This is a genomic window from Scandinavium goeteborgense (assembly GCF_003935895.2).
GTDB lineage: Bacteria > Pseudomonadota > Gammaproteobacteria > Enterobacterales > Enterobacteriaceae > Scandinavium > Scandinavium goeteborgense.
Genome location: NZ_CP054058.1, coordinates 4,373,497 through 4,396,858 on the forward strand (window position 1 = coordinate 4,373,497; position 23,362 = coordinate 4,396,858).

19 protein-coding genes, 5 tRNA genes and 2 other RNA genes are annotated in these 23,362 nt (G+C 56.1%); 6 read left to right on the forward strand and 20 right to left on the reverse strand.

Annotated elements, in window-relative coordinates; translation table 11 throughout:
• Positions 1 to 73: 73 nt before the first annotated feature.
• The 6 genes from uvrD to lptM form a co-directional block, all read right to left on the reverse strand.
• Positions 74 to 2,236: a DNA helicase II gene (gene uvrD, locus A8O29_RS21650; RefSeq protein ID WP_125353403.1), complete on the reverse strand. Its 2,163-nt coding sequence runs from the start codon at positions 2,234 to 2,236 to the stop codon at positions 74 to 76.
• Positions 2,237 to 2,372: 136 nt separating this feature from the next.
• Entirely contained in the window at positions 2,373 to 3,089 is a 717-nt protein-coding gene (yigB, locus tag A8O29_RS21655; RefSeq protein ID WP_125353401.1) for a 5-amino-6-(5-phospho-D-ribitylamino)uracil phosphatase YigB, read from the reverse strand.
• Positions 3,089 to 3,991: a tyrosine recombinase XerC gene (gene xerC, locus A8O29_RS21660; protein ID WP_125353400.1), complete on the reverse strand. Its 903-nt coding sequence runs from the start codon at positions 3,989 to 3,991 to the stop codon at positions 3,089 to 3,091. Before xerC ends, yigB begins: the two co-directional genes overlap by 1 nt.
• Positions 3,988 to 4,695 carry a DUF484 domain-containing protein gene (locus A8O29_RS21665; protein ID WP_125353398.1) on the reverse strand — a complete coding sequence of 236 codons (708 nt, stop codon included), beginning with the start codon at positions 4,693 to 4,695 and terminating at the stop codon, positions 3,988 to 3,990. The genes xerC and A8O29_RS21665 overlap by 4 nt, the downstream gene beginning before the upstream one ends.
• Positions 4,692 to 5,516 carry a diaminopimelate epimerase gene (gene dapF / locus A8O29_RS21670; protein ID WP_125353396.1) on the reverse strand — a complete coding sequence of 275 codons (825 nt, stop codon included), beginning with the start codon at positions 5,514 to 5,516 and terminating at the stop codon, positions 4,692 to 4,694. The genes A8O29_RS21665 and dapF overlap by 4 nt, the downstream gene beginning before the upstream one ends.
• A gap of 36 nt (positions 5,517 to 5,552) precedes the next feature.
• Complete coding sequence (gene lptM, locus A8O29_RS21675) at positions 5,553 to 5,756, reverse strand: LPS translocon maturation chaperone LptM (protein WP_125353394.1); 204 nt, start codon at positions 5,754 to 5,756, stop codon at positions 5,553 to 5,555.
• 138 nt (positions 5,757 to 5,894) lie between these two features.
• Here lptM and cyaY point away from each other — a divergent pair, with 138 nt between their 5' ends.
• Positions 5,895 to 6,215 (forward strand): iron donor protein CyaY, encoded by a 321-nt coding sequence (gene cyaY, locus A8O29_RS21680; protein WP_125353392.1) that lies wholly within the window; start codon positions 5,895 to 5,897, stop codon positions 6,213 to 6,215.
• Here cyaY and cyaA read toward each other — a convergent pair.
• Positions 6,212 to 8,758 carry a class I adenylate cyclase gene (gene cyaA, locus A8O29_RS21685; RefSeq protein ID WP_125353390.1) on the reverse strand — a complete coding sequence of 849 codons (2,547 nt, stop codon included), beginning with the start codon at positions 8,756 to 8,758 and terminating at the stop codon, positions 6,212 to 6,214. The genes cyaY and cyaA overlap by 4 nt on opposite strands.
• Before the next feature lie 340 nt (positions 8,759 to 9,098).
• Between cyaA and hemC the strand changes: the two genes are divergently transcribed.
• The 5 genes from hemC to A8O29_RS21710 all read left to right on the forward strand — a co-directional run bounded on the left by hemC (position 9,099) and on the right by A8O29_RS21710 (position 14,568).
• Positions 9,099 to 10,040: a hydroxymethylbilane synthase gene (hemC, locus tag A8O29_RS21690; protein ID WP_125353389.1), complete on the forward strand. Its 942-nt coding sequence runs from the start codon at positions 9,099 to 9,101 to the stop codon at positions 10,038 to 10,040.
• A complete protein-coding gene (hemD, locus tag A8O29_RS21695) occupies positions 10,037 to 10,777 on the forward strand; it encodes a uroporphyrinogen-III synthase (protein WP_125353387.1) in 741 nt (246 codons plus the stop codon). Before hemC ends, hemD begins: the two co-directional genes overlap by 4 nt.
• Before the next feature lie 21 nt (positions 10,778 to 10,798).
• Positions 10,799 to 11,989 carry a uroporphyrinogen-III C-methyltransferase gene (gene hemX, locus A8O29_RS21700; RefSeq protein ID WP_125353385.1) on the forward strand — a complete coding sequence of 397 codons (1,191 nt, stop codon included), beginning with the start codon at positions 10,799 to 10,801 and terminating at the stop codon, positions 11,987 to 11,989.
• A gap of 2 nt (positions 11,990 to 11,991) precedes the next feature.
• Positions 11,992 to 13,188: a protoheme IX biogenesis protein HemY gene (gene hemY, locus A8O29_RS21705; protein ID WP_125353383.1), complete on the forward strand. Its 1,197-nt coding sequence runs from the start codon at positions 11,992 to 11,994 to the stop codon at positions 13,186 to 13,188.
• A gap of 174 nt (positions 13,189 to 13,362) precedes the next feature.
• Complete coding sequence (locus A8O29_RS21710; RefSeq protein ID WP_125353381.1) at positions 13,363 to 14,568, forward strand: MFS transporter; 1,206 nt, start codon at positions 13,363 to 13,365, stop codon at positions 14,566 to 14,568.
• Positions 14,569 to 15,174: 606 nt separating this feature from the next.
• On the opposite strand, the gene A8O29_RS21715 is transcribed toward A8O29_RS21710, so the two are convergent.
• The 13 genes from A8O29_RS21715 to rffA form a co-directional block, all read right to left on the reverse strand.
• Positions 15,175 to 15,309, reverse strand: a non-coding RNA gene (locus A8O29_RS21715) — RtT sRNA.
• 36 nt (positions 15,310 to 15,345) lie between these two features.
• Positions 15,346 to 15,480: non-coding RNA, RtT sRNA (locus A8O29_RS21720), on the reverse strand.
• Between the two features lie 36 nt (positions 15,481 to 15,516).
• Positions 15,517 to 15,593: transfer RNA gene (locus tag A8O29_RS21725), tRNA-Pro, on the reverse strand.
• 67 nt (positions 15,594 to 15,660) lie between these two features.
• Positions 15,661 to 15,737 (reverse strand) — tRNA-Pro (locus tag A8O29_RS21730).
• A gap of 48 nt (positions 15,738 to 15,785) precedes the next feature.
• Positions 15,786 to 15,872, reverse strand: a tRNA-Leu gene (locus A8O29_RS21735).
• 23 nt (positions 15,873 to 15,895) lie between these two features.
• Positions 15,896 to 15,971, reverse strand: a tRNA-His gene (locus A8O29_RS21740).
• A 69-nt stretch (positions 15,972 to 16,040) separates the two neighbouring features.
• Positions 16,041 to 16,117: transfer RNA gene (locus tag A8O29_RS21745), tRNA-Arg, on the reverse strand.
• Between the two features lie 102 nt (positions 16,118 to 16,219).
• Positions 16,220 to 17,605, reverse strand: a complete 1,386-nt coding sequence (gene thrP / locus A8O29_RS21750; RefSeq protein ID WP_125355573.1) for a bifunctional threonine/serine APC transporter ThrP — start codon at positions 17,603 to 17,605, stop codon at positions 16,220 to 16,222.
• A gap of 203 nt (positions 17,606 to 17,808) precedes the next feature.
• Positions 17,809 to 18,549 (reverse strand): lipopolysaccharide N-acetylmannosaminouronosyltransferase, encoded by a 741-nt coding sequence (wecG, locus tag A8O29_RS21755; RefSeq protein ID WP_125355575.1) that lies wholly within the window; start codon positions 18,547 to 18,549, stop codon positions 17,809 to 17,811.
• Between the two features lie 11 nt (positions 18,550 to 18,560).
• The gene (wzyE, locus tag A8O29_RS21760; RefSeq protein ID WP_125355577.1) at positions 18,561 to 19,907 is read right to left on the reverse strand and encodes an ECA oligosaccharide polymerase; all 1,347 of its coding nucleotides are present in this window, start codon (positions 19,905 to 19,907) and stop codon (positions 18,561 to 18,563) included.
• Entirely contained in the window at positions 19,904 to 20,983 is a 1,080-nt protein-coding gene (locus A8O29_RS21765; RefSeq protein ID WP_125355579.1) for a TDP-N-acetylfucosamine:lipid II N-acetylfucosaminyltransferase, read from the reverse strand. The genes wzyE and A8O29_RS21765 overlap by 4 nt, the downstream gene beginning before the upstream one ends.
• Complete coding sequence (wzxE, locus tag A8O29_RS21770; RefSeq protein WP_125355581.1) at positions 20,980 to 22,230, reverse strand: lipid III flippase WzxE; 1,251 nt, start codon at positions 22,228 to 22,230, stop codon at positions 20,980 to 20,982. Before wzxE ends, A8O29_RS21765 begins: the two co-directional genes overlap by 4 nt.
• On the reverse strand, positions 22,230 to 23,360 hold the full coding sequence (rffA, locus tag A8O29_RS21775; RefSeq protein ID WP_125355583.1) for a dTDP-4-amino-4,6-dideoxygalactose transaminase: 1,131 nt from the start codon (positions 23,358 to 23,360) through the stop codon (positions 22,230 to 22,232). The genes wzxE and rffA overlap by 1 nt, the downstream gene beginning before the upstream one ends.
• Positions 23,361 to 23,362: the final 2 nt, after the last annotated feature.

A 23,362-nucleotide genomic window follows, 5' to 3' on the forward strand; every position in this document is an offset into this window, starting at 1 on the left:
CCAGAGAGTTTTTCCACCCCTCTGGCGTATAAGACTAGCAGAACATTAAGAAAATATGATGTATTTCTTAATGTTACGCATTTTCGAGACGGGCGTAAGCTGCCACCAGCCATTTGATGCCCTGGCCCTGGAACGCCACCTGCAAACGGCTGTGTTCGCCACTGCCTTCCAGGTTTACGATGGTACCTTCGCCAAATTTCGGGTGACGCACGCGCTGGCCCAGCTTGTAGCCGGTGTCGTTTTCCGCCATCGGCGTGCCCATCCGCTGATGGTTAACCGGGCGGCTGACGGTGGCACGCAGACGCACTTCTTCCACGCACGCCTCCGGCAGTTCGCCGACAAAGCGCGACGGACGGTGATAGACCTCTTTGCCGTATAAACGGCGGGTTTCGGCGTAGGTCAGCGTCAGTTTTTGCATCGCACGGGTAACGCCGACGTAGGCCAGGCGACGTTCTTCTTCCAGACGCCCGCCTTCATCCAGCGACATCTGACTCGGGAACATGCCCTCTTCCATCCCGACGATAAACACCTGCGGGAACTCCAGACCTTTCGCCGAGTGCAGCGTCATCAGCTGAACCGCGTCCTGCCAGGTATCGGCCTGCCCTTCGCCCGCTTCCAGCGCCGCGTGGGACAGGAACGCCTGCAACGGCATCAGATCTTCTTCTTCGTCGTTGTAGCTGAACTGGCGCGTGGCCGTCACCAGTTCCTCTAAGTTCTCGATACGCGTCTGGCCCTTCTCGCCTTTCTCCTGCTCGTACATCATGAACAGGCCGGAATCTTTAATCACCCGGTCGGTCTGCACATGCAGCGGCATATCGGCAGTTTCCTGCGCCAGTGCGTCGATAAGCTCCATAAAGCGCTGCAACGCGCCGGCCGCACGTCCGGCAAGGGCTTTATCTTTCAGCAATTCACGGCATGCTTGCCACAGCGTCAGCTGCCGGTCGCGGGAAGCCTGACGCACCACGTCGAGCGTGCGATCGCCGATGCCACGCGTCGGGGTATTCACCACGCGCTCAAACGCCGCATCGTCATTGCGGTTGGCAATCAGACGCAGATAGGCCAGCGCATCTTTGATTTCCAGACGTTCGAAGAAGCGCATTCCGCCATAAATGCGGTACGGCATACTGACTTGCAACAACGCTTCTTCCAGCACGCGCGACTGGGCGTTGCTGCGGTAAAGAATGGCGCACTGCTCAAGCTGGCCCCCGTTGTCCTGCCAGGCTTTGATGCGGCTCACGACGAAGCGGGCTTCATCCAGCTCGTTGAACGCGCAGTATAGTGAAATGGGTTCGCCGTCGACGCCATCGGTCCACAGCTTTTTACCCAGACGGCCGTCGTTGTTCTCAATCAGGGCGTTCGCCGCGCTAAGAATGTTGTTGGTCGAGCGGTAGTTCTGCTCCAGACGGATGGTTTCGGCGCCGGGGAAATCCTTCAGGAAACGCTGGATGTTTTCGACCTGCGCGCCGCGCCAGCCGTAGATTGACTGGTCATCATCGCCAACGATCATCACTTTGCCCGTGTCGCCCGCCAGCATGCGGATCCAGGCGTACTGAATGTTGTTGGTATCCTGGAATTCGTCCACCAGGATGTTGGTGAAGCGCTCGCGATAGTGCTGCAAAATATGTGGCTTGTTGAGCCATAGCTCGTGGGCACGCAGCAGCAGCTCGGCAAAATCAACCAGACCCGCGCGGTCGCAAGCTTCCTGATAGGCCTGATACACCTTCTGCCAGGTTTGCTCCACCGGGTTGCCGTAGCTTTGAATATGATGCGGGCGCAGCCCTTCGTCTTTCTGACCGTTGATGTACCACATCGCCTGACGCGGTGGCCACTGCTTCTCGTCGAGGTTCATGGCTTTGATCAGACGTTTCAGCAGGCGCAGCTGATCTTCGCTGTCGAGGATCTGGAAATCCTGCGGCAGATTGGCGTCCAGATGGTGCGCGCGCAGCAAGCGATGCGCCAGACCGTGGAAGGTGCCGACCCACATCCCGCCCTGGGAGGTGCCCATCAGCTGACCGATACGGTGGCGCATTTCCGCCGCCGCTTTGTTGGTGAAGGTCACCGCCATAATCGAATACGGTGAGCTGTGTTCAACGCTGATAAGCCACGCGATGCGGTGCACCAGCACGCGCGTCTTGCCGCTTCCTGCCCCAGCCAGCACCAGCATATTGGTGCGCGACGCCGCCACGGCTTCACGCTGTTTGTCATTGAGGCTGTCGAGCAGGTAAGAAACGTCCATTGGCACCGCCGGGTAGAAATTGAGAAAACGTCGAAACGCCCGGTGGCGCTTCGCTTACCGGGCCTACACGTTCGTAGGGCGGATAAGCATCGCGCATCCGCCAAAACCCTGGAATTTTATACAGAACTTCTGATGATTATATCAGCGTGGTGAGGGATGCCAACCGCGAAATTTCGATGTGAGGTAACAGGCGACTGTCGGCGATTTGCATCAGGTCACCGTCGAGCAGGTTTATCCAGCAGGCCTGTACGCCGCAGCGGATCGCGCCCGCGACGTCGGTCGTCAGGTCATCGCCCACGTGCAGGATCTGCTCCAGCGGAACATCAAGACGCTCTGCCGCCAGATGGTACATATCACTGAACGGCTTGGAACGTCCGTCGGGGCCTGCGCGCAGCACAAACGTAAAGTAGTCGTTCAGGCCGAACATTTCCGGCTGTGCGTTGCCGTTGGTGATCGCCACCAGCGGCCATTTTTCAGCCAGCTTGGCGAGGGTGTCGTGGGTTTCCTGCGGCACGTCGATCGCACTGCGCCAGTGGGCGAAATTCGCCATCGCGGCGTTGGCGCCAATCGTGGCGTCTCTCGCCGAGAGACCGGCATTCAGCATCGCCAGCTCAACTGCGCGACGACGCCATTCGGTGACGTCGTGATAAATATCGGGCTCGGCCTGGCGAAGCGCCTGACGAAGCTGATGAAAATCGCTGCTTTCCAGCGCCTGTAACGCCGGATGGTAACCGCGGACAAACTCCAGCGACTCTTTTTCCGTACGGCGGATAACCTGACGGTTGTCGTAAAGCGTGTCATCGAGGTCAAAAGTCAGGGCCGAAATCTGGCCCAGTGGACGGTAAAAACGCATTATTTCCCCCGTTTGGCGCGTGGGTGTGCCTTGTCGTACACCGAGGCAAGATGTTGAAAATCAAGATGGGTATAGATTTGCGTGGTGGAAAGATTCGCGTGGCCGAGCAGTTCCTGCACGCCGCGTAAATCCCCGCTCGACTCCAGCATGTGGGTCGCGAACGAATGGCGCAATTTGTGTGGATTCACATGGCTGTTCAGCCCTTGCTTGATGCCCCACTCCGCAAAGCGCTTTTGCACATTGCGCGCGGAGATGCGTTTGCCGAGCTTCGACAAAAACAACGCCTCTTCTTCACTGCCGAACAGTCCGCGTAAATCGAGCCAGTGTTCAATCCAGTGCGCGGCGTTACGGCCAATCGGCAGACGGCGCTCTTTACTGCCTTTCCCCATCACCCACACTTCGCCCGATTCCAGGTCAAGATGCTTAATGTTGAGGCCCACCAGCTCTGACAGACGCAGGCCCGCGCCGTACATCACTTCGAGCATGGCGCGATCGCGTACGGCCAGCGGATCGTTGAGATCGATATCCAGCAGCCGGTTGACGTCATCCACATCAATATTTTTTGGCAGATGGCGTGGGGCTTTTGGCGCGGAGACGGCTTTCGCCGGATTGGCCTGCAGCTCACCCTGACTTACCAGCCAGTCGAAAAAACTGCGCAAGGCCGACAACCGCAGGGCCAGACTCGCCGGGCCAAGCCCTTTGCGACGGCTGCGAACCGCAAAACTGCGCACTGTCGCCGCGTCACACTGCTGCCAATTTTTCACACCGCTGTCTTCGGCGATAGCGATGATGGCATCAAGCTGACGCCGATAGTTGAGCAGAGTTATCGGACTGAGTTGGCGTTCAACGCCGAGATAACGCAGGAAGCGTTCGGTCGGTTCTGAGAGCGGAGACAGCGTCATACGCGCTCGACCCAACGCTCCAGCAGGCCAGGCAGTAGCAGGGAAATTTCCTGCAAGAGGTGCGTTCCTTGACCGGCCTGATAATGGTGCGCGTCGCGGCTGCTGAACAGCACCACGCCGAGGTCACCGTCGCTGCCGAGCATCGACATCGCCACCGAGCCAATCGCTTTGGCATCCGGCATCATCACCAGCAGTTCCGGGCCATTCAGCGAGCCAAGATAGTGGCGCTCATGGCCGAGACGCTGAATGCGGATGGATTCAAAAGACTGACGTGAGAGCGCTAACTGGGTGAACTTAGACGGCGCGCCAATGCGCCAACGATCGGCAAACAGACGCACCGTGGCACCCGCAAGACCTAAATCGCGCGCCCAACGGTGGAAGCGATTGAGCATATCGTCGAGGCTTTCCGCCGCAGCTAAATGTGTTTGCAGATGCAGCAGGCGATAGAACAGGCTTTCGTTTGCCGATGCCTGCTCCACCAGCAACGTCATGTTCTCTTCCAGCGCGTTGATGTGGTTTCTGGCGCGCGCCATGTGCCATTCGACCAGCGACACCGTGCCGCGAACCGGATGCGGCACGCGCATCCCTTCCACGGCCGGGGCGTTGCGAATGAAAAACTCAGGATGTTGCAGCAGATAATCGACTACCGCCCGATCGTCGAGCGTGTTGAGTTCAGCCTGCTGTTCTTCCCCGATTGGTTTCATAAATGAATAAATCCGTCGTAGACGTGTGCCGCCGGGCCAGTCATAAACAACGGTTGACCCGGTCCTTTCCAGGCGATATCGAGCCGCCCGCCTGGCAATTCCACGCGTACCTCTTCGGCCAGCAAACCTTGCTGAATGCCGACGGCCACCGCCGCACAGGCTCCGCTCCCGCAGGCCTGCGTTTCACCTGCGCCGCGCTCAAAGACGCGCAAGCGAATGTGATCGTTCTTCACCACCTGCATAAAACCGATGTTGGCACGCTCAGGAAAACGCTCATGGCTTTCCATAATTGGGCCTAATGTTTCCACCGCAGCGGTGTCGACATCATCGACCTGAATGACGCAGTGCGGATTGCCCATTGAGACGACGCCGCACAATACTGTCTGTTCAGAGGCACGCATAATATAGGTCTTTTCCGCTTTGTTGGCGCGGAACGGGACCTGCGAAGGCTCGAAGTTAGGCTCGCCCATGTTCACCCGCACCAGGTCGTCATCCGTTACGGTTAATACCATACGGCCGTTGGCGGTACTGACGCGGATGTCACGTTTATTGGTCAGGCCTTTGAGGCGTACAAAGCGCGCAAAACAGCGCGCACCGTTGCCACACTGAGACACTTCGCTGCCGTCGGCATTAAAGATGCGGTAGTGGAAGTCGAGATCGGGATCGTACGGTGGCTCTACCACCAGCAGCTGATCGAAGCCGACGCCAAGATGCCGATCGGCCAGACGGCGGATCAGCTCCGGAGAAAAGAACACATTCTGCGTTACCGCATCGACGACCATGAAATCGTTGCCCAGGCCGTGCATTTTAGAGAACTGCATCATTGACTCCATCCACGCAGAAATAACGATGTCTTGTTAGTAGTTAACCTGGGACGGGCCACCGTTATCACCGCGATCGTTACGGGTCGGCTCAGTGGTCTGAGTGCCCGGATCTACCGGTTTAGTGGGTGGAGCCGCCGATTTATCTGCTGGCGGAAAATAGAGCGGGCCCTTCAGGCCACAACCTGCCAGGGTCAATAACGCAGCCAAAAGGACCAGTGGTCGAAAGAGGTTCTTCATTCTTAAAGTGCCTGTGGTTGATGCTTTCTGCTTTCTATCATCGCAGGAGAAGATGTAAAAGCAAGCGTTTAGCACCTGACTGCAACCGGAATTGTTTCGCGTTATACTGCCGCCATCACCTGATAATGGAAAAGAACAATGAACGACAGTGAATTTCATCGCCTTGCAGACCAACTGTGGATGACCATCGAAGAGAGCCTCGACGATTGGGATGGCGACAGCGATATTGATTGTGAGATTAACGGCGGCGTGCTGACGCTGAGCTTCGAGAACGGCAGCAAAATCATCATTAACCGCCAGGAGCCGCTGCACCAGGTGTGGCTGGCCACCAAACAGGGCGGCTATCACTTTAGTTTGAAAGATAATGTATGGGTCTGCGATCGCAGCGGCGAAACCTTCTGGGATTTGCTGGAACAGGCCGCCACGCAGCAGGCGGGCGAGTCTGTTAGCTTCCGCTAAGAAAAATACTGTTGCAGCAGCGGAGTCGTTGCATCCTGATTGGCGGGTGCGACGGCCGCTATCGCCTGAGTGCGGAACGGGATCACCTGGGTGCGATTGTCGACTTTCACAATCTGATAGAACTGCGGCAGGTTGAAGTTGATAAAGCTTGAGCCGTAGGTAAAGCGGTCATGCGAGGACGAGTAGAAGCGGCTGACGTCACGCACCAGTTCCTCTTTACTGCCTTCACAATGGTGATACACCTCAGCCCGGTTGGTCTCATCCAGAATGTAGATGTTAAAACCGTTGTCCTCGCTGCTGTCTTCAAAGAAGAACTGAATAATCCCTTCGCTGGCGAAGCCGTCTACTACTGGCGGAAGCGGCACATGGTTGGTTTCCACTTTCACCGACAGGCCATGCAGTTTGTTGTGCGAAATCGCGCCATAAAACTCGATGGCGTTTTCCAGTTTTTGCACCGACACATTCAGACGTTCAAAGAACAGACCCCAGGTTTGCCCCGCCACGCGCAGCGCTTTGAAGCGCCCGGTTTCCTGACGGGTACTGGAAAGACGCAGTTCAATACACTCTGAGACTAACTGCTGCACGCGCGTACGGATAAGCCCGCGCAGGTGCTGGCTGTAGCAGAACACTTCTACGCTGTCCGGCGGCGCCGCATCCTGATGCATTTTACCCAAGATAGTTTTCAGCGCTTCGATCATCGCCTGCGCGCCGTTGAAGTGCAGGGTTCGCACCTCGTTCCACGAGTTGCGGTACAGCAGGTCCACGCTGCCAATCAGGCAATTCTGCTCTTCGCCGAAGCTGAACACGTCCAGCTTACGGAAATCGAAATGCACAACTTGATTACGGAACGCCGCGGTCGGGTCATATTCGAGGTTAACGATAATCGCCAGATGGCGAATTTCGCATGGACTGTAGAGTGCTTTCGGCGTCGGCGCAGGCAAGCGCAGCGGGAAGTGGTGCGACACGTCGGCCACCATTTCCTGCAGTTTTGCCAGGTCGGCAATGCCGTTGCCCTTAATAAACAGGCGGGTGCGTGAGGTCAGCAGGCCGTTAAACCAGGCCCAGGCCACCAGTTTATTAAGATAACGGTTATATTCGAGCGGCTGATGACTGACGATCGATTCCATGTTTGGCGCACGGTTGTAGAGATACCAGCCTGTACGGTTGGCACGGCCCGGCGGCACATGGATAAAGGTCAGGTTCGGCTCAGAAAGATCCGGGGAAATTTGCGGGTTAACCAGCGTCACTTTGCCCGGCAGCGCTTCAAACGCCGCGTACAGCTTACGGGTCAGCACGCCGATATCCTGCGGGCTGGCTGAAACACTGAGGTTGTTGCGGCGCGCAAAACGGATCAGGTTTCGGTAGCTCTGCATCATCGCATCGAGCAGTTCGTTGTGCGCATCGCGCACTTCGTCAATCTTCCAGTTCGCGCGGTTGTCGAGCATCGCCAGACGCTCTTCGCTCCAGCCCCAGTCTTTCACCAGTTGGCCGATAACTTCACGACGCCAGCCCACGCAGGCGCGTTCGCGGCTGAGCTTTTCGCACACTTTCAAGTAGAAGCATCGACGCACCAGATCCAGGCGGGTGGCATCATCAATGGCTTGCAGATAGGTGGTGACGCGTTCGAGCATCATGCAGTAAGGATCGAGTCCAAAGGACACAATCTCGCCGTCGTGCAGGCGCTGCTTAATGTCTTTCGCCAACAGGCGACTGTTTGGATATTCCCAGGAATAGGCTTCGAGCAGCAGGGTTTTCAACACCGCTTTATACGGCGAGTCGATGCTCTTATACAGCTGCCACAGGCTGGCCCCGAAGTACTCTTCCGCGGAGAGCGTGCTCATTCCGCCGAGATCCAGCCATTCATTTGGCGTCAGCACGCCCTGCGAATAGAGCTTCATGACGTAATCGTCGTAATGCTCTTCTTCTTCACACGGCACCATATTCCAAAGAATACGTTTCCCGGCGAGGCGCACGGCGGTCCGGTAAAATTCGTCGAGGAGTAAGATGTGCTGCGTTGAGCCACAGTCTTCGCCGCCGAGGCTGCCGCTTTCATTATGACGGAAGCGGTTTTCGTCGATCAGGAAGAAGCTGACTTCCACGCCAAGCGACGCGGCCCAGCTTTCGAGCAGGCTACATTTTCGCTGCAGCAGCTTGCGTTCTTCGTTATCAAGCCAGGCCTGATGACACACCCAGATATCGAGATCGGAAGAACAGCTTTGGCCGACAGAAGAGGTGCTACCCATGGAGTAAACGCCGGTAATCGGCAGTTCACCTTTGGCGGAAACCTGCGGCGGCATTCCGCGGTGCAGTTCCAGCTCATCAAGGTAGTGGCGTTGAGTTTCATCAGGCGTGTAGAGGCAAATGCCTTTGGGTACGTTACCGTCGAGGTAACCCGGCATCAGCGGATGATGGTAGTGAAGCAATGTCGGCAGAAGACTGTAGACCTGCTGAAAAGCGGGCCCCATCGCAGCAAGCGCGCGATCCACGCGCAATTGATTAATGGCATCCAGTCTCTGTTTCAGTGTCTCAATATAGAGGTACAAGACATATCGCCTGATGTTAAAACCTGGCGTATCGCTAAGGCGGTGGACTGCAAGGGATACGAAGGTTTTTAGAATTTCAACAAGAACCGCTACCGTCTGTCGCCGAGATGGTGTGTTGGTGCGGGCTAACAAACGGTTTAAAACGTGATCAATTTAACACCTTGCCGTTTGACCGTAAAGAAAGATGCGCTACTCATAAGTTTAGCACCGATTAACGGCTGTAAATTCTTCAACACGCCGGGAATCGCTCCGTTTACTCATTTTCAGAAAAACTCGAAAACTAACATCCTTATAGCAACAATGTTAGGATGGCTGGCGGACGATAACGACGGTAACAAGCATGTTAGACAAAGTTTTAAGAATTGCCACACGCCAAAGTCCTCTCGCGCTGTGGCAGGCACATTATGTGAAAGACAGGCTGATGGCGTGCCATCCCGGGCTTCAGGTCGAACTGGTGCCAATGGTGACCCGCGGCGATGTGATCCTCGATACGCCTCTGGCGAAAGTGGGCGGAAAAGGCCTGTTCGTCAAAGAGCTGGAACTTGCGCTGCTTGAAGACCGCGCCGATATCGCCGTGCATTCTATGAAGGATGTTCCGGTGGAATTTCCGCCAGGACTCGGTCTGACGACCATCTGTGAACGCGACGATCCACGCGACGCATTTGTTTCTAACCATTTCGATTCTATCGACGCGTTGCCTGCGGGCAGCGTGGTTGGCACCTCAAGTTTACGCCGCCAGTGTCAACTGGCTGCCGATCGCCCAGACCTGGTGATCCGCTCGCTGCGTGGCAACGTTGGCACGCGCCTCGGCAAGCTCGATAACGGCGATTACGATGCCATTATCCTGGCCGTCGCCGGGCTGAAGCGTCTCGGTCTGGAAGACAGAATTCGCGAGGCGTTATCGCCGGAGCAATCTCTGCCCGCCGTGGGTCAGGGCGCCGTGGGTATCGAGTGCCGTCTCGACGACCCTCACACCCGCACATTGCTGGCACCGCTGAATCACGCGGATACCGCCGTGCGCGTCTGCGCAGAGCGCGCGATGAATACGCGCCTCGAAGGCGGCTGTCAGGTGCCAATTGGCAGCTATGCTGAATTAAGCCACGGTGAAATCTGGCTTCGGGCGCTGGTTGGCGCCCCGGATGGCAGCCGGATGGTACGCGGTGAACGCCGTGGGCCAGCCGAAGATGCCAAAGAGCTGGGGATTTCGCTAGCCGAAGAGCTGCTGAACAACGGCGCACGTGAAATTCTCGCGGAAGTGTATAACGGAGAAGCCCCTGAATGAGCATTCTGGTCACTCGCCCCTCTCCCCAGGGAGAAGAACTTGTCAGCCGCCTGCGCGCGCTGGGGCAAGAGGCCTGGAGCTTTCCGTTAATTGAATTTACCCCCGGCCGCGAATTAGCGCAGCTTGCGGGGCATCTGGCCGCGTTGAACGACGGCGATCTGCTGTTCGCCCTTTCACAACATGCCGTCGAATTTGCCCAGTCGCAGCTTCAGCAGCACGGGCAGCGCTGGCCGCACGCGCCACGCTATTTTGCCATCGGGCGAACCACCGGCCTGGCGCTGCATAAAGTCAGCAGCATTGATGTTCGCTACCCGCTCGATCGGGAAGTCAGCGAAGTGTTGCTACAATTACCTGAATTACAAAACGTTGCCGGCAAGAAAGCACTGATTTTACGCGGGAATGGCGGGCGCGAATTGCTCGGCGAAACGCTACAGAGTCGCGGTGCTGAAGTGACTTTTTGTGAATGTTATCAACGCAGTAACCGGCACTATGACGGTGCGGAAGAAGCGATGCGCTGGCAAACGCGCGGCGTGACCCGACTGGTCATCACCAGCGGCGAAATGTTAAAACAGCTCTGGTCGCTGATTCCGCAATGGTATCGAGAGCGTTGGTTGTTAAACTGCGAGGTGCTTGTGGTGAGTGAGCGCCTTGCTGAACAGGCCCGGGAGCTGGGCTGGCGGAATATCAGGGTGGCCGATAGCGCCGACAACGACGCGCTGCTGCGTGCTTTACAATAACTCTCAAAATTGGAAGCCATAATGACGGAACAAAAAGAGAACTCCGCCGTGGTTGAGGAGACCAGGGAGGCCGTGGAACAAACGCCACAGCCGGAGATTGCTGAAAAGAAAAACGCTGAAAAGAAAAACAGCAGCAACAAAGCGCCGTTGGCGCTGAGCGTAGTGGCGATTGCCATCGCGCTGGCCGCAGGCATTGGCCTGTATGGCCTGGTAAAAAAACAAAACACGAATCAGACGACCGCCAGTGATGCGTTAGTCAATCAAGTGACTGCCCTGCAAAAAGCACAAGCGTCGCAGAAGAGCGAGCTGGATGGCGTCATTAAGCAACAGGCCGACCGCCTGGCTGCGGCGAAACAGCAGCAGGATGCCTTGACCAAACAGCTTGATGAACTGCAGCAAAAAGTCGCCACGATTTCGGGCAGCGATGCCAAAACCTGGCAGCTCGCGCAGGCCGATTTCCTCGTCAAACTGGCAGGACGTAAACTGTGGAGCGATCAGGACATCACCACCGCGGCGGCATTGCTGAAAAGCGCCGATGCAAGCCTGGCGGACATGAATGACCCAAGCCTGATTAATGCTCGTCGCGCAATCACCGACGATATCGCCAGCCTCTCCGGCGTGGCGCAGGTCGATTACGACGGGATCATTTTGAAGGTCAATCAGCTGTCTAATCAGATTGATAACCTGCGTCTGGCCGATAATACCGACGACGATTCCCCGATGGACGACGACAGCGGTGAGCTTTCCAGCTCGCTGGGTGAATGGCGCGTCAATCTGCAAAAAAGCTGGCAGAACTTTATGGACAGCTTCATCACCATTCGTCGCCGTGATGAAACCGCCGTTCCGCTGTTAGCGCCAAATCAGGACGTCTACCTGCGCGAGAACATTCGCTCGCGGCTGCTGGTTGCGGCCCAGGCCGTACCTCGCCATCAGGAACAAACGTACAAACAGGCACTGGACAACGTTTCCACCTGGGTACGCGCGTACTACGACACTGACGATGCGACCACCAAAGCCTTCCTTGATGAAGTGGATGCGCTGAGTCAGCAAAACATCAATATGGACGTGCCGGAATCGCTGCAAAGCCAGGCGATTCTGGAAAAACTGATGCAGACCCGTGTGCGTAATCTACTGGCACAGCCGTCGGTTACGCCAAGCGCTGCGCCTCAGGCTGACGCCGCGCCCGCCGCCGCTGCACCGCAGGGAGAATAAGCATGCTTAAAGTATTATTGCTCTTTGCGCTGCTGATCGCCGGGATCGTTTTCGGTCCGATCGTTGCTGGCCATCAGGGATACGTCCTGATCCAGACAGACAACTACAACATTGAAACCAGCGTCACCGGTCTGGTGATCATTCTGATCCTGACCATGGTGGTGCTGTTCGCTATCGAATGGTTGCTGCGCCACATTTTCCGCACCGGGGCGCATACCCGTGGCTGGTTTGTTGGCCGTAAACGCCGTCGGGCGCGTAAGCAGACTGAACAAGCGCTGCTCAAGCTGGCAGAAGGTGATTATCAGCAGGTTGAGAAGCTGATGTCGAAGAATGCCGATCACGCTGAACAGCCGGTGGTGAACTACCTGTTAGCCGCAGAAGCCGCGCAGCAGCGTGGGGACGAAATGCGTGCCAATCAGCATCTGGAACGTGCCGCAGAAAGTGCCGGTAACGACCTGATCCCGGTGGAAATCACTCGCGTGCGTATTCAGCTTGCGCGCAATGAAGACCATGCGGCACGCCACGGCGTAGACCGACTGCTGGAAATCGCGCCGCGCCACCCTGAAGTGCTGCGTCTGGCTGAACAGGCTTATATTCGCACCGGGGCCTGGACTTCGCTGCTGGATATCATTCCGTCGATGGCGAAAGCCAACGTCGGCGATGAAGCGCACCGTGACGCTCTGGAACAGCAGGCCTGGATTGGCCTGATGGATCAGGCGCGTGCCGATCAGGGCAGTGATGGCCTGCGCGAATGGTGGAAAAATCAGAGTCGTAAAACCCGTCAGCGCGTGCCGCTGCAGGTGGCGATGGCGGATCACCTCATCGAATGTGACGACCATGACATGGCCCAACAGATTATTATCGACGGCCTGAAACGCCAGTACGACGATCGACTGCTGCTCCCGGTTCCGCGTCTGAAAACCACCAATCCGGAACAACTGGAAAAAGTACTGCGCCAGCAAATCAAGAGCGTGGGTGACCGCCCTCTGCTGTGGAGTACGCTGGGCCAGTCGCTGATGAAACACGGCGAATGGCAGGAAGCGACCATCGCCTTCCGCGCGGCTTTAAAACAGCGTCCAGACGCGTTTGATTACGCCTGGCTGGCCGATGCCCTCGACAGACTGCATCAGCCGGAAGAAGCGGCCACCATGCGCCGTGATGGACTGTTACTGACGCTGCAGAACAATCCACCTTCCTGAGTCGATTAAGCAAAAAAGGGGCCTTCGGGCCCCTTTCTTTTTTCTTAAGCAACATGCTAAATTCTTGCTCTTACCCTCTTTCAAGAGCCTGCCAATGTAACGACTTTTCAGCATTCACCGTTTTTTACTCACGCATCTTTTGCGCGGATAACGTTTTGCTGGAGATCGTTCCACATGAATTCTCTGCTGTTTGCGCTGCTACGCGCATTGCGAGGCCACGTCTGGCTTCGCCTGTTAGCACTCGCCTTTATTTTATCGTCGTTGGGTAATGGTCTGACGCAGGTCGTCGTTTTCGGTCAGCTGTTGCGCTGGCAGGCCTCACCAACAACGTTAACGCTCGCCTGGCTGTTGGCGACCGTGCCCGGATTTTTGGGCAGCCTGATTGGCGAAAGATTGTGCCGCACATACCCTCCCCTGCGTTTACTCATTTGCTGCGAGTTGCTCGGCCTGTTGGCGTTGATATTGCCCCTTCAGGGTTTACGTCATCACAGTATTCCGCTGCTACTGGCGGTGCAGTCCGTGGAAGCGCTGCTGGCAGGAATGTCGTGGCCCGCGTTAGCGCTGACGTTCAAGCGTGGGTTGAGCGCGCAAGAACTTCCGGCGGCCACCGCAATGGAAAACCTGATATTTGCATCGCAGGTGTTGTTGGGCACGGGAGTGGGCGTACTGCTGTTTGAGCGAGTCAGTCCGCAGTCGCTATTAATCGTCGATGCCATGAGTTTTCTCGCCGCGTCGTGGCTGCTGTGGCTGACGCTGCAACGCACCGCGATCGCCGCGGACGACAGCAGACCTAAAACACGGACACCACTGCGCTGGGCGACCCTCACGCTTTCGCAAAAAAGAAGCCTGCTGTTGCTGCCTTCTCTGGCTGCGGTTGGCGCTCCGGCGATGGCGCTGCTACCTGCGCTGGCGCAACAGATGCATCCCGATGACACTGCCGGGCTGGCACTGCCGCTGCTATTTAGCCGCAGCCTGGGGCAATTGTGCGGGCCTATGTTGCTGAATAGTCGAAAGATGCCGGAATATGTTCAGCGTAATCGCCTGTTGCTGGGCTGCCTGGGGATATTTCTGCTCGCGTACGTCATGATGCCGATGCTGTCGGGATATACCGCTGCGGCGCTAGGTGCCATTTTTATTGCTCACCTGGCGTCAAATGTGGTCTTCGCATTGGGGACTTTCAGCGTGCTGCACCAATTCACCGAAGATGACGTTTCCGCCGCCAGTGCGAAAGCCTGGCGCTGGCAAACCCTCAGTGCCACCCTCGTCACCTCTATCACGGTGATGCTAACGAGCCAACTTGGCGCTATTTACACGCTATGGTGCGTTTCATTCTGCGCATTATTGTTGGTGGGCAGCGTCTTATTCCGTACCCAAACGTAACCCATAAAAAAACGCCTGCACTGAAAACAGGGCAGGCGTTAAAACAGGTCTTTTTGACAACAATTGGTGCTTCACTCAACGTTGTGTCCATGGTGTTTGATGAGGCCGAAGCGACATCTGTCGGTGGACGATAAGCACCGTAAACGGCTCTGCGTCATTCCTGAGTTTATGAGGCGTATACGCGAACATAAGAGATGGAATGAGCATCTACACAGATATTATTACACACGTTATGCCACTCTTGCACCCCTCAATATCAGGGAGTTACTCGCTTTAGGAATAAATGAGATGTCTCCAAATGGAGACGCTGGAATACAAAAAAGGTGATGTAGCATGAAATCATGGAATTAAATGTCGCCGTCTGGAGACATATTTATCAATGCGAAAATCACGACAGGAAAAATATTTTTAAAAGGGCAGAAATGCCGAGTACCGAATAGAAAAACCTCGCTCAAAACCCGATTTTTCGGATGTGTTCGATGAGATAACTTCCGTGCCCGGTGGCGCTGCGCTTACCGGGCCTACAATAGTTCCCCGGAGCTTCTTCATCCTCTCCGGGCTACAGGCGTAAAAAAGCCCGCTTAAATAAGCGGGCTTCTTCGAATGTGGTCGGCGAGAGAGGATGACTCGCCACTGTGTGGCTTCGCCCTGCGGGCCGTTGCTGAAGCAACGTTGTCTCGCTTCGCTCGGCTCGAACCTCCTTCCCCGGAGCTTCTTCATCCTCTCCGGGCTACAGACGTAAAAAAGCCCGCTTAAATAAGCGGGCTTCTTCGAATGTGGTCGGCGAGAGAGGATGACTCGCCACTGTGTGGCTTCGCCCTGCGGGCCGTTGCTGAAGCAACGTTGTCTCGCTTCGCTCGGCTCGAACCTCCTTCCCCGGAGCTTCTTCATCCTCTCCGGGCTACAGACGTAAAAAAGCCCGCTTAAATAAGCGGGCTTCTTCGAATGTGGTCGGCGAGAGAGGATTCGAACCTCCGACCCACTGGTCCCAAACCAGTTGCGCTACCAAGCTGCGCTACTCGCCGATGTACTGCTTTTTAATTTTTGTTCAATTCTTGATAGAAAAAACCCTGCCGTAGCAGGGTTCAAAATTGGTCGGCGAGAGAGGATTCGAACCTCCGACCCACTGGTCCCAAACCAGTTGCGCTACCAAGCTGCGCTACTCGCCGTAATACTGCTTTTTGAATTTTCGTTCAATTCTATTTAATTCTAAGTTGTGGTGCGAGGGGGGGGACTTGAACCCCCACGTCCTTACGAACACTAACACCTGAAGCTAGCGCGTCTACCAATTCCGCCACCTTCGCATTGCCACTGAACTCAAAATTAATGGGGTGGCTAATGGGATTCGAACCCACGACAACTGGAATCACAATCCAGGGCTCTACCAACTGAGCTATAGCCACCACTGATATTCTTTCACGCGGCCCTGTCATTTACATAACAGACCACCGCAGCTCCAGCACCGGGTAAAATGGTGCGCCCGACAGGATTCGAACCTGAGACCTCTGCCTCCGGAGGGCAGCGCTCTATCCAGCTGAGCTACGGGCGCTTAGCGCCGTTGCGGGGTCGGATATTACGGACTTCATGCTGTGCTGTCTAGTGTCTTTTTAAAGAAATTTTCCGTTTGGTTATGCTTTGCACGTTTTGTCGCTTATTCCTTCAATTTCTGGGCGCCATCAGCCCGATTGAAGCCTAACACTTTGTAAAGGACCGTCACAATTGCCAGGAAAATAACACCAACAAACAGCGATGTGCGCGTGTCTTCGTTAAAGCCCATGCCGACCAGCACACAAATCAGGAATGCCATCGTCAAATAGTTGGTCCACGGGAACAGCACCGATCGGAACGGGTGGTCCACCATCGCCTGCTTGTGCGCCTCACGAAAACGCATCTGGCTAATCAGGATAACAAACCACGGCACCATGCCCGGCAGCACGCTGGCGCTGTAGACGTACACAAATACCCGCTGCGGATTGGGTATGATGTAGTTCAGACAAGATCCAAGCAGCAGCACGACAATCGACACCGCAACGCCCACCACCGGCACGCCGTTACCCGAGACTTTCGCAATCGCCGAGGGCAGTTGGCGGTTCTTCGCCAGCGCGTACAGCATGCGGCCACAGCTGTACATCCCACTGTTGCAGCCGGAAAGCGCTGCCGTCAGTACCACAAAGTTGATGATGCCTGCCGCCGCGGTGATCCCGACTTTGGCAAAGGTCAGCACGAACGGACTGCCGTTACTGCCAATTTCATTCCACGGGAAAATGGTGACGATTACAAAAATTGCGCCGACGTAGAAAATCAAAATTCGCCACAACACTTTACCCACCGCGCTGCGCAAGGTGACCTGCGGGTTTTTCGCTTCACCGGCAGTGATGCCAATCAGCTCAACGCCCTGATACGACGCCACCACGATGCACAGTGCCGTCAGGAAGCCCTTCCAGCCACCAGCAAAGAAGCCGCCGTGCTCGGTTAAATTACCGAAGCCCAACGCGTGGCCACCGTTGCCGAAGCCAAAGAAAATCACCCCAAGCCCCACGACGATCATCACGATAATGGTGGTGACTTTGATCATCGCAAACCAGAATTCCAGCTCGCCGTACAAACGCACCGCCGCCAGATTCGCTAACCCCACCAGCGCCACGGCGATAAGCGCCGGTATCCACTGCGCCATGTCCGGGAACCAGAACTGCGTATACACCCCGATGGCGGTTATCTCTGAAATCCCGACCGCTATCCACATAAACCAGTAAGACCAGGCGGTGAGATAACCAAAAAATGGGCTCATGTAGCGATGCGCATAAACGGCAAACGAGCCAGTGACCGGTTCGAGGAACAGCATTTCGCCCATCGAACGCATGATGAAGAACACAAAGAGGCCGGCGATGATATAGGCCAGTAATACCGATGGGCCCGCCCATTTCAGGGTGCTTGCCGAGCCCATAAACAGCCCAACGCCGATGGTGCCGCCGAGGGCAATTAATTCAATGTGTCGCGCTTCCAGCCCTCGCTGTAGCACTGGTTCTTTCTCAGCCATAGATCCTCGCGTGTTTGCCGCTTTCCGGTCGTTGCCGGTTATTGTTATGAACAGATGTCATACCGTGGAATGTCTGCCACGAACGGGCGCGCAGACTTTTAAGGGTGCGAATGGTTGAATAAAATGGGTGAAATGGCAAACAAAGTATTAGTTATGCGAATGTATTGCACAATTGTTGCACAATACATTTTTAGGAAGGGAGATCAGAGATTGCCGGTGTAGTGCCAGCGAAGATAACGCAGCAGGCGCAGCTGTCGGCCAATACGGCTCGGCTGGGACAGCAAACGGTAGAGCCATTCCAGCCCCAGTTTTTGCCATACCTTTGGCGCACGTTTTACATGGCCGGTGAAGACGTCATAGGTGCCGCCCACGCCCATATACAGCGCATCCGGATGAACCAGACGGCAGTCGCGCATTAAGATTTCCTGCTTTGGCGAACCCATCGCCACGGTGACAATCTTCGCCCCGCTGGCCTGAATGCGTTCAAACAGCGCCTGGCGCTCTTCCGGTTTGAAATAACCGTCCTGGCTGCCAACGATATTCACGTTCCACTGTTGGCGCAGTTTGGCTTCGGTTTGCGCCAGCACTTCCGGCTTGCCGCCAATCAGAAATACCGGCGTGCCTTCCGCGCCCGCGCGAGCCATCAGCGCTTCCCAGAGATCGGCTCCGGCCACGCGTGACACATTGGCCTGCGGGTACTTCTTGCGAATCGAACGCACGACGCTTATCCCGTCGGCATATTTAAACTCTGCGCCGTCGATAAGCGTGCGCACCTCGGCGTTGTCTTCCGCCGTCAGTACTTTCTCCGCGTTGATCGCCACCAGCGTCCCCTGCCTCATTTGCCCATCGGCATAGAGATAGTCCAGCGCATGCGCCATATCACGCCAGCCAATCAGTTGCAGGCCGCGCACGGCATAGAGCGGCGCAGCGGTTGAATCCGTCATGTGTTCCCTTATCAAACCAGAGGTTGTGGCAGCGGCCTTGAGCGTTTATTGATAAGCCCGGCGCTGTCCAGCAGCCAGTAAAGCAATTTGGCAACCAGCAGGCAAAGCCCGAAAACCACCAGGAAAAAGACCACGCGGGAAACGAATGAGTCGAGTCCTTCGCGCGCCAGCACAATCATGTTGAAGATAGCGCCAAAACAGAAACTGTGCAGAATCGCCGCTTTATAGCGGTTCGTTTCACGGTTGCCCAACTGATACAGCCAATCAAACCATTTGATAATCAGCCCCACGACCACCGCGCCCAGCGGGATAAACCACGCGCCGCCCATCACCAACAGCGAGCCAATCAGCGTCGGAGATATCGCCAGCCCGGAATGGTTATCCAGCACTTCCCAGGTAAAGTAGTTGGCGGTGTTGAGCACGATGCTCGGCCGGTCATGCCACAGCCAGCTCGGAATGAAGACATAGAAATCGCGGACAATCGGTGCCAGCCCCTGGAAGTCGATTTTGTCGTAGTTCTGCAACAGCAGCGCCAGGTTTTCCCACGGTGAGAACGTGTCGCGCGTCAGGTACAGGAATGTGTAAAACGCTTCGTCGCCGCTGACATTCATCCCATAGCGTTTTAGCGCCAGCCAGAACATGCCGACAATCCCTAACACGCCTGCCGCCGCCAGCATCCACAGTGAAATCCAGCCGCGAATGATGCCGATAAACAGGAAGATCGCAAAGGCGATGATGATATTGGCGCGCGTGCCGCCGACGATCACGTAGGTCAGCAGACCAAACGCCACGGTGCTGACGAGGAAGAAGATCCACGCTTTACTGTCCTGACGCAGGAAATAGACCACCAGCATCGCCGGAATGAAGAAGTAGAAGAAGCGCTTGAGCGCCACACCGGAGACTTCGCTGGAGAAAATCTGGCTGTAGGAGTGCAGCTTAAACAGCAAGAAACCGTTGTGCGCGAAGAATACGGCGACGCTCAGCAGCGCAATCAGCGCCAGCGTCATCCACGCCAGATGGGTTTCGACCCGGTTCATGGTGAACAGCGGCCGACGCTCCTTCTGGGCGCGGGCGGCACGCAGGCGCGTTTTGTACGCCACGTAGTAAATCGCATAAAAACAGGCCGACGACAGCAGCGCCTGCAGCAGAATTTCAGGCGGCGCGACACCGACGTCAAAGCGAAACACCAGCGTCATCGACAGCGGGAAGCCGAAGAAAAACGTCAGTAAAAATAACATTGAGAAGAAGACGTTAAAGTTAAAGCGCACCCGACGAAACTCAAAGTACGTCAGCGTGGCGATAAACAGCGATGAAAACAGCCAGACCACAAACAGGCCGGTAAACTGCATCAGGCTCATTGCGCCTCTCCTGCTGCAATCTGCAGCGCGCGATGCCACGGTTCCAGATAGTTTGGACGGAAAAAAGCTATCTGGGTTTTATCGACGCTCGCCAACTGTCGTTGCGCTTCACGCACCACGGCGACGTCCAGCGTATCGGTGGTGAACAGCACCGGAATGTGCTGTTCGGCCATATCTTCCCAGAACGGATTCTCCCGGTTCAGCACACACGGAATCCCGGCCTGAATCAGCAGGCACAGCGTGCCAATTCCCTGCTGGCGCGGGAACAGGAAGTAACCCAGGTCGCAGCGGCGCAGCAATGCCAGATAATCGTCAAACGCCAGCTTTTCGCCGAGAATTTGCAGATGTTCTGCGCGGAAAAGCGCTTCACCTGCCGCGCGCACTTCGCGAATGTATTCGTCGTTATTGGCCGGATAGCCCATTGGCACCACCACGTTAACGGTGTCACCAAACTGTTGATGAATAGCCTTCAGCGCCGCGATATGGTCGTTGCTGCGATCGCCAGAGTTGCCGACTAATATCGTCAGCGTTTGCGCTTCGTGACGCGCCGTTTCCATGTCGTTCAACGACGAATCCATGCGCGTCGGGAAATACAGTAATTCACCCTGCACGCGCGGATGCGCTTTCGCGAAGGTATTCAAATCGCCTCGCGTGGCGAAGACACAGCCCACTCGCCCCTGCGCCATGCGGCGAATTGGATAAAAGAGACGGAATTTCAGGCCCCGGGAAACCTCATAGAGGTCAGCGCCCCAGATATGCCAGTTAAACTGCGCGGGCTTGATACCGCCGGACAACAGCGCCAGCCAAAGGCCAGTGTTGAACTGTCCGTGGAAGAAAAACCGCTGCGTGCGGTCGGCTTTCGCTTTCTCGACCACCGCGGTAGCTAACGCCTTCTTGTCAGCATAAAAATGCAGCGTGAGATTCGGGCCTGCGGCTTGCAGCTCGCGTTCATTGCCCACCACCATAAATTCGCGAGCGTGATCGCTGCCGTCCGCCAGTTCGTCACTGAAAAACCGCAGAACGGTTTGGTTATGGTGCGGGATATCCGATCCCAGTACGTGTATCAGTACAGTCATGCCCGTTTACGCCAAATTAAAAATACGCTGCTACACAGCGCAAAATAAACGATATAGGTCGCCATATAGGCTTGCGCCGCGCCGAGTGCACCGTGCGCGGGGATCAGCCAATGCGAGAATGCGGTCAGCAACGTGAACTGGCTAATTTCCGTCAGAACGTAGAACCGTAGCGATGCTTTGGCAATCACCAGATAGCCGTAAACATAAGCGCCCACTTTCAGCACATCCCCGACCAGCTGCCACGCGAAGAGATCGCGCATCGCGGTAAACTTCGCAGAAAACAGCAACCAGATAGCAAAATCACGCAGCAGCCAGACGGTGAAACTCGCTGCGGCAACCGCCGGCAGTACGAACTTGAGGGACTTAACGATTTCGCGTGTGATGTCCGATTTTTCGGTCAGCCGTGAAAGCGTGGGCAGCAAATAGACGCTGAATGAGGCGGTAATAAACTGCAGGTAGGCGTCGGAAATGCTGCTCACGCCCTGCCAGATCCCCACTTCATCCCAGCTGTAATGCGCGGCCAGCAGGTTTCGCATCATCACATAGGCCACCGGCAGCGTCACCGAGGTGATCAACGCCATGACGGTGAATTTGCCCAACTGCCCAGCATAAAACGCATCCCAGCGGGGTTTCAGGTAGGCAAACGGAATCGCTCTGCGCTTCGCCATCATCACCGCTGCAGGCAGCACAACCAACGCAGGGACTAATGCGATGCCCAGCAATGCCCCTTCATAGCCGCCAAAATGCCAGCTGAGAAAATACGCTGCGACACCGATTAGGCTACCGGCAATCAGTGCCAGTGCATTTCCGGATGCGTCGCGAAAACCTTTGAGCAGTGCCAGCAGCAGGTTGGCCCACGCAATGCCCATCTGGACCAGCGCCACCAGCCGCACTAACCCTTGATAATGGGTATGCCCGAACAGCCCCTGGCTGATAGGCGCGGCGGCAACAACAAAGATAATGGCCAACAGCGTGGAGAACCCCAGCACCATCGCTGATGAGGTGCCGACCACTTTGCGCAGATGATCGGGGTCATCGTGATACTGCGCGACATACTTGGTGACGCCGTTGAAGATCCCCGCTCCGGCGAGTACGCCGAGCACGGTCACTAATTGACGGAAGTTACCCGCCTGGCCTACACCAGACGGGCCATAGGTCACCGCCAGCAGTTTGACCACCAGCAGACCCGCACCAATTTTGACCAGTGTACTGGCTGCAGTCCAGATAGACGCTTTTGCCAGCGACATCAGGCGAAGAAGCTAAGCAGAGAGTTAATCACCGTGCGCTGATTCACCGCTTCCAGATTGTAGAACAGCGGCAGACGGAGCAAACGCTCACTTTCCTGGGTGGTGAAGCGGTCTTCGCCGTGGAACGCACCAAACGCTTCGCCCGCCGGGGATGAGTGCAGCGGAATATAGTGGAACACCGCCAGGATTTCGGCCTCTTTCAGCCAGGCAATCAGCTTGCCGCGATCGGCTTCGTCACGCAGCTTGATATAAAACATGTGCGCGTTATGCACGCAGTCGGCTGGGATCGTCGGCAGCTCTATGCGGCCCGCGTCAGCCAGCGGTTTCAGCGCATCATGATAGGTTTGCCACAGGCTAAGACGCTGCTGGTTAATGCGGTCCGCCGCTTCCAGTTGCGCCCACAGATACGCCGCCTGCAAATCGGCCATCAGATAACTTGAACCGATATCGCGCCAGGTGTATTTGTCGACCTGCCCGCGGAAGAACTGACTGCGGTTGGTGCCTTTCTCGCGGATGACTTCGGCACGCTCAATCAGCTTAGGATCGTTGATCAGCGTCGCACCGCCTTCACCCCCCGCGGTGTAGTTTTTGGTTTCATGGAAGCTAAAGCAGCCGATATGCCCGATGGTGCCCAGCGCGCGGCCTTTGTAAGTCGACATCACACCCTGAGCGGCATCTTCCACCACGAACAGGTTATGCTTTTTAGCGAGCGCCATGATGGTGTCCATTTCACAGGCCACACCCGCATAATGCACCGGCACGATGACGCGGGTTTTCTCTGTGATCGCCGCTTCAATCAGCGTTTCGTCGATGTTCATGGTGTCGCGACGCACGTCGACAAAAATGATTTTTGCGCCACGCAGTACAAAGGCGTTGGCGGTGGACACGAAGGTGTAACTCGGCATGATGACTTCATCACCGGGCTGGATATCCAGCAGCAGGGCCGCCATTTCCAGCGACGCGGTGCAGGACGGAGTTAACAGCACTTTGGCACTGCCGAAACGCTGCTCCATCCACTGCTGACAGCGACGCGTAAAGCCGCCATCACCGCACAGTTTGCCGCTGCCCATGGCCGACTGCATGTAATCGAGTTCAGTACCTACAACCGGCGGAGCGTTAAAAGGAATCATCG

Coding starts and splice junctions, on each gene's coding strand:
- uvrD (WP_125353403.1), bottom strand. CDS start 2,236: ATGGACGTTTCTTACCTGCTCGACAGCCTCAATGACAAACAGCGTGAA.
- yigB (WP_125353401.1), bottom strand. CDS start 3,089: ATGCGTTTTTACCGTCCACTGGGCCAGATTTCGGCCCTGACTTTTGAC.
- xerC (WP_125353400.1), bottom strand. CDS start 3,991: ATGACGCTGTCTCCGCTCTCAGAACCGACCGAACGCTTCCTGCGTTAT.
- A8O29_RS21665 (WP_125353398.1), bottom strand. CDS start 4,695: ATGAAACCAATCGGGGAAGAACAGCAGGCTGAACTCAACACGCTCGAC.
- dapF (WP_125353396.1), bottom strand. CDS start 5,516: ATGCAGTTCTCTAAAATGCACGGCCTGGGCAACGATTTCATGGTCGTC.
- lptM (WP_125353394.1), bottom strand. CDS start 5,756: ATGAAGAACCTCTTTCGACCACTGGTCCTTTTGGCTGCGTTATTGACC.
- cyaY (WP_125353392.1), top strand. CDS start 5,895: ATGAACGACAGTGAATTTCATCGCCTTGCAGACCAACTGTGGATGACC.
- hemC (WP_125353389.1), top strand. CDS start 9,099: ATGTTAGACAAAGTTTTAAGAATTGCCACACGCCAAAGTCCTCTCGCG.
- hemD (WP_125353387.1), top strand. CDS start 10,037: ATGAGCATTCTGGTCACTCGCCCCTCTCCCCAGGGAGAAGAACTTGTC.
- hemX (WP_125353385.1), top strand. CDS start 10,799: ATGACGGAACAAAAAGAGAACTCCGCCGTGGTTGAGGAGACCAGGGAG.
- hemY (WP_125353383.1), top strand. CDS start 11,992: ATGCTTAAAGTATTATTGCTCTTTGCGCTGCTGATCGCCGGGATCGTT.
- A8O29_RS21710 (WP_125353381.1), top strand. CDS start 13,363: ATGAATTCTCTGCTGTTTGCGCTGCTACGCGCATTGCGAGGCCACGTC.
- thrP (WP_125355573.1), bottom strand. CDS start 17,605: ATGGCTGAGAAAGAACCAGTGCTACAGCGAGGGCTGGAAGCGCGACAC.
- wecG (WP_125355575.1), bottom strand. CDS start 18,549: ATGACGGATTCAACCGCTGCGCCGCTCTATGCCGTGCGCGGCCTGCAA.
- wzyE (WP_125355577.1), bottom strand. CDS start 19,907: ATGAGCCTGATGCAGTTTACCGGCCTGTTTGTGGTCTGGCTGTTTTCA.
- A8O29_RS21765 (WP_125355579.1), bottom strand. CDS start 20,983: ATGACTGTACTGATACACGTACTGGGATCGGATATCCCGCACCATAAC.
- wzxE (WP_125355581.1), bottom strand. CDS start 22,230: ATGTCGCTGGCAAAAGCGTCTATCTGGACTGCAGCCAGTACACTGGTC.
- rffA (WP_125355583.1), bottom strand. CDS start 23,360: ATGATTCCTTTTAACGCTCCGCCGGTTGTAGGTACTGAACTCGATTAC.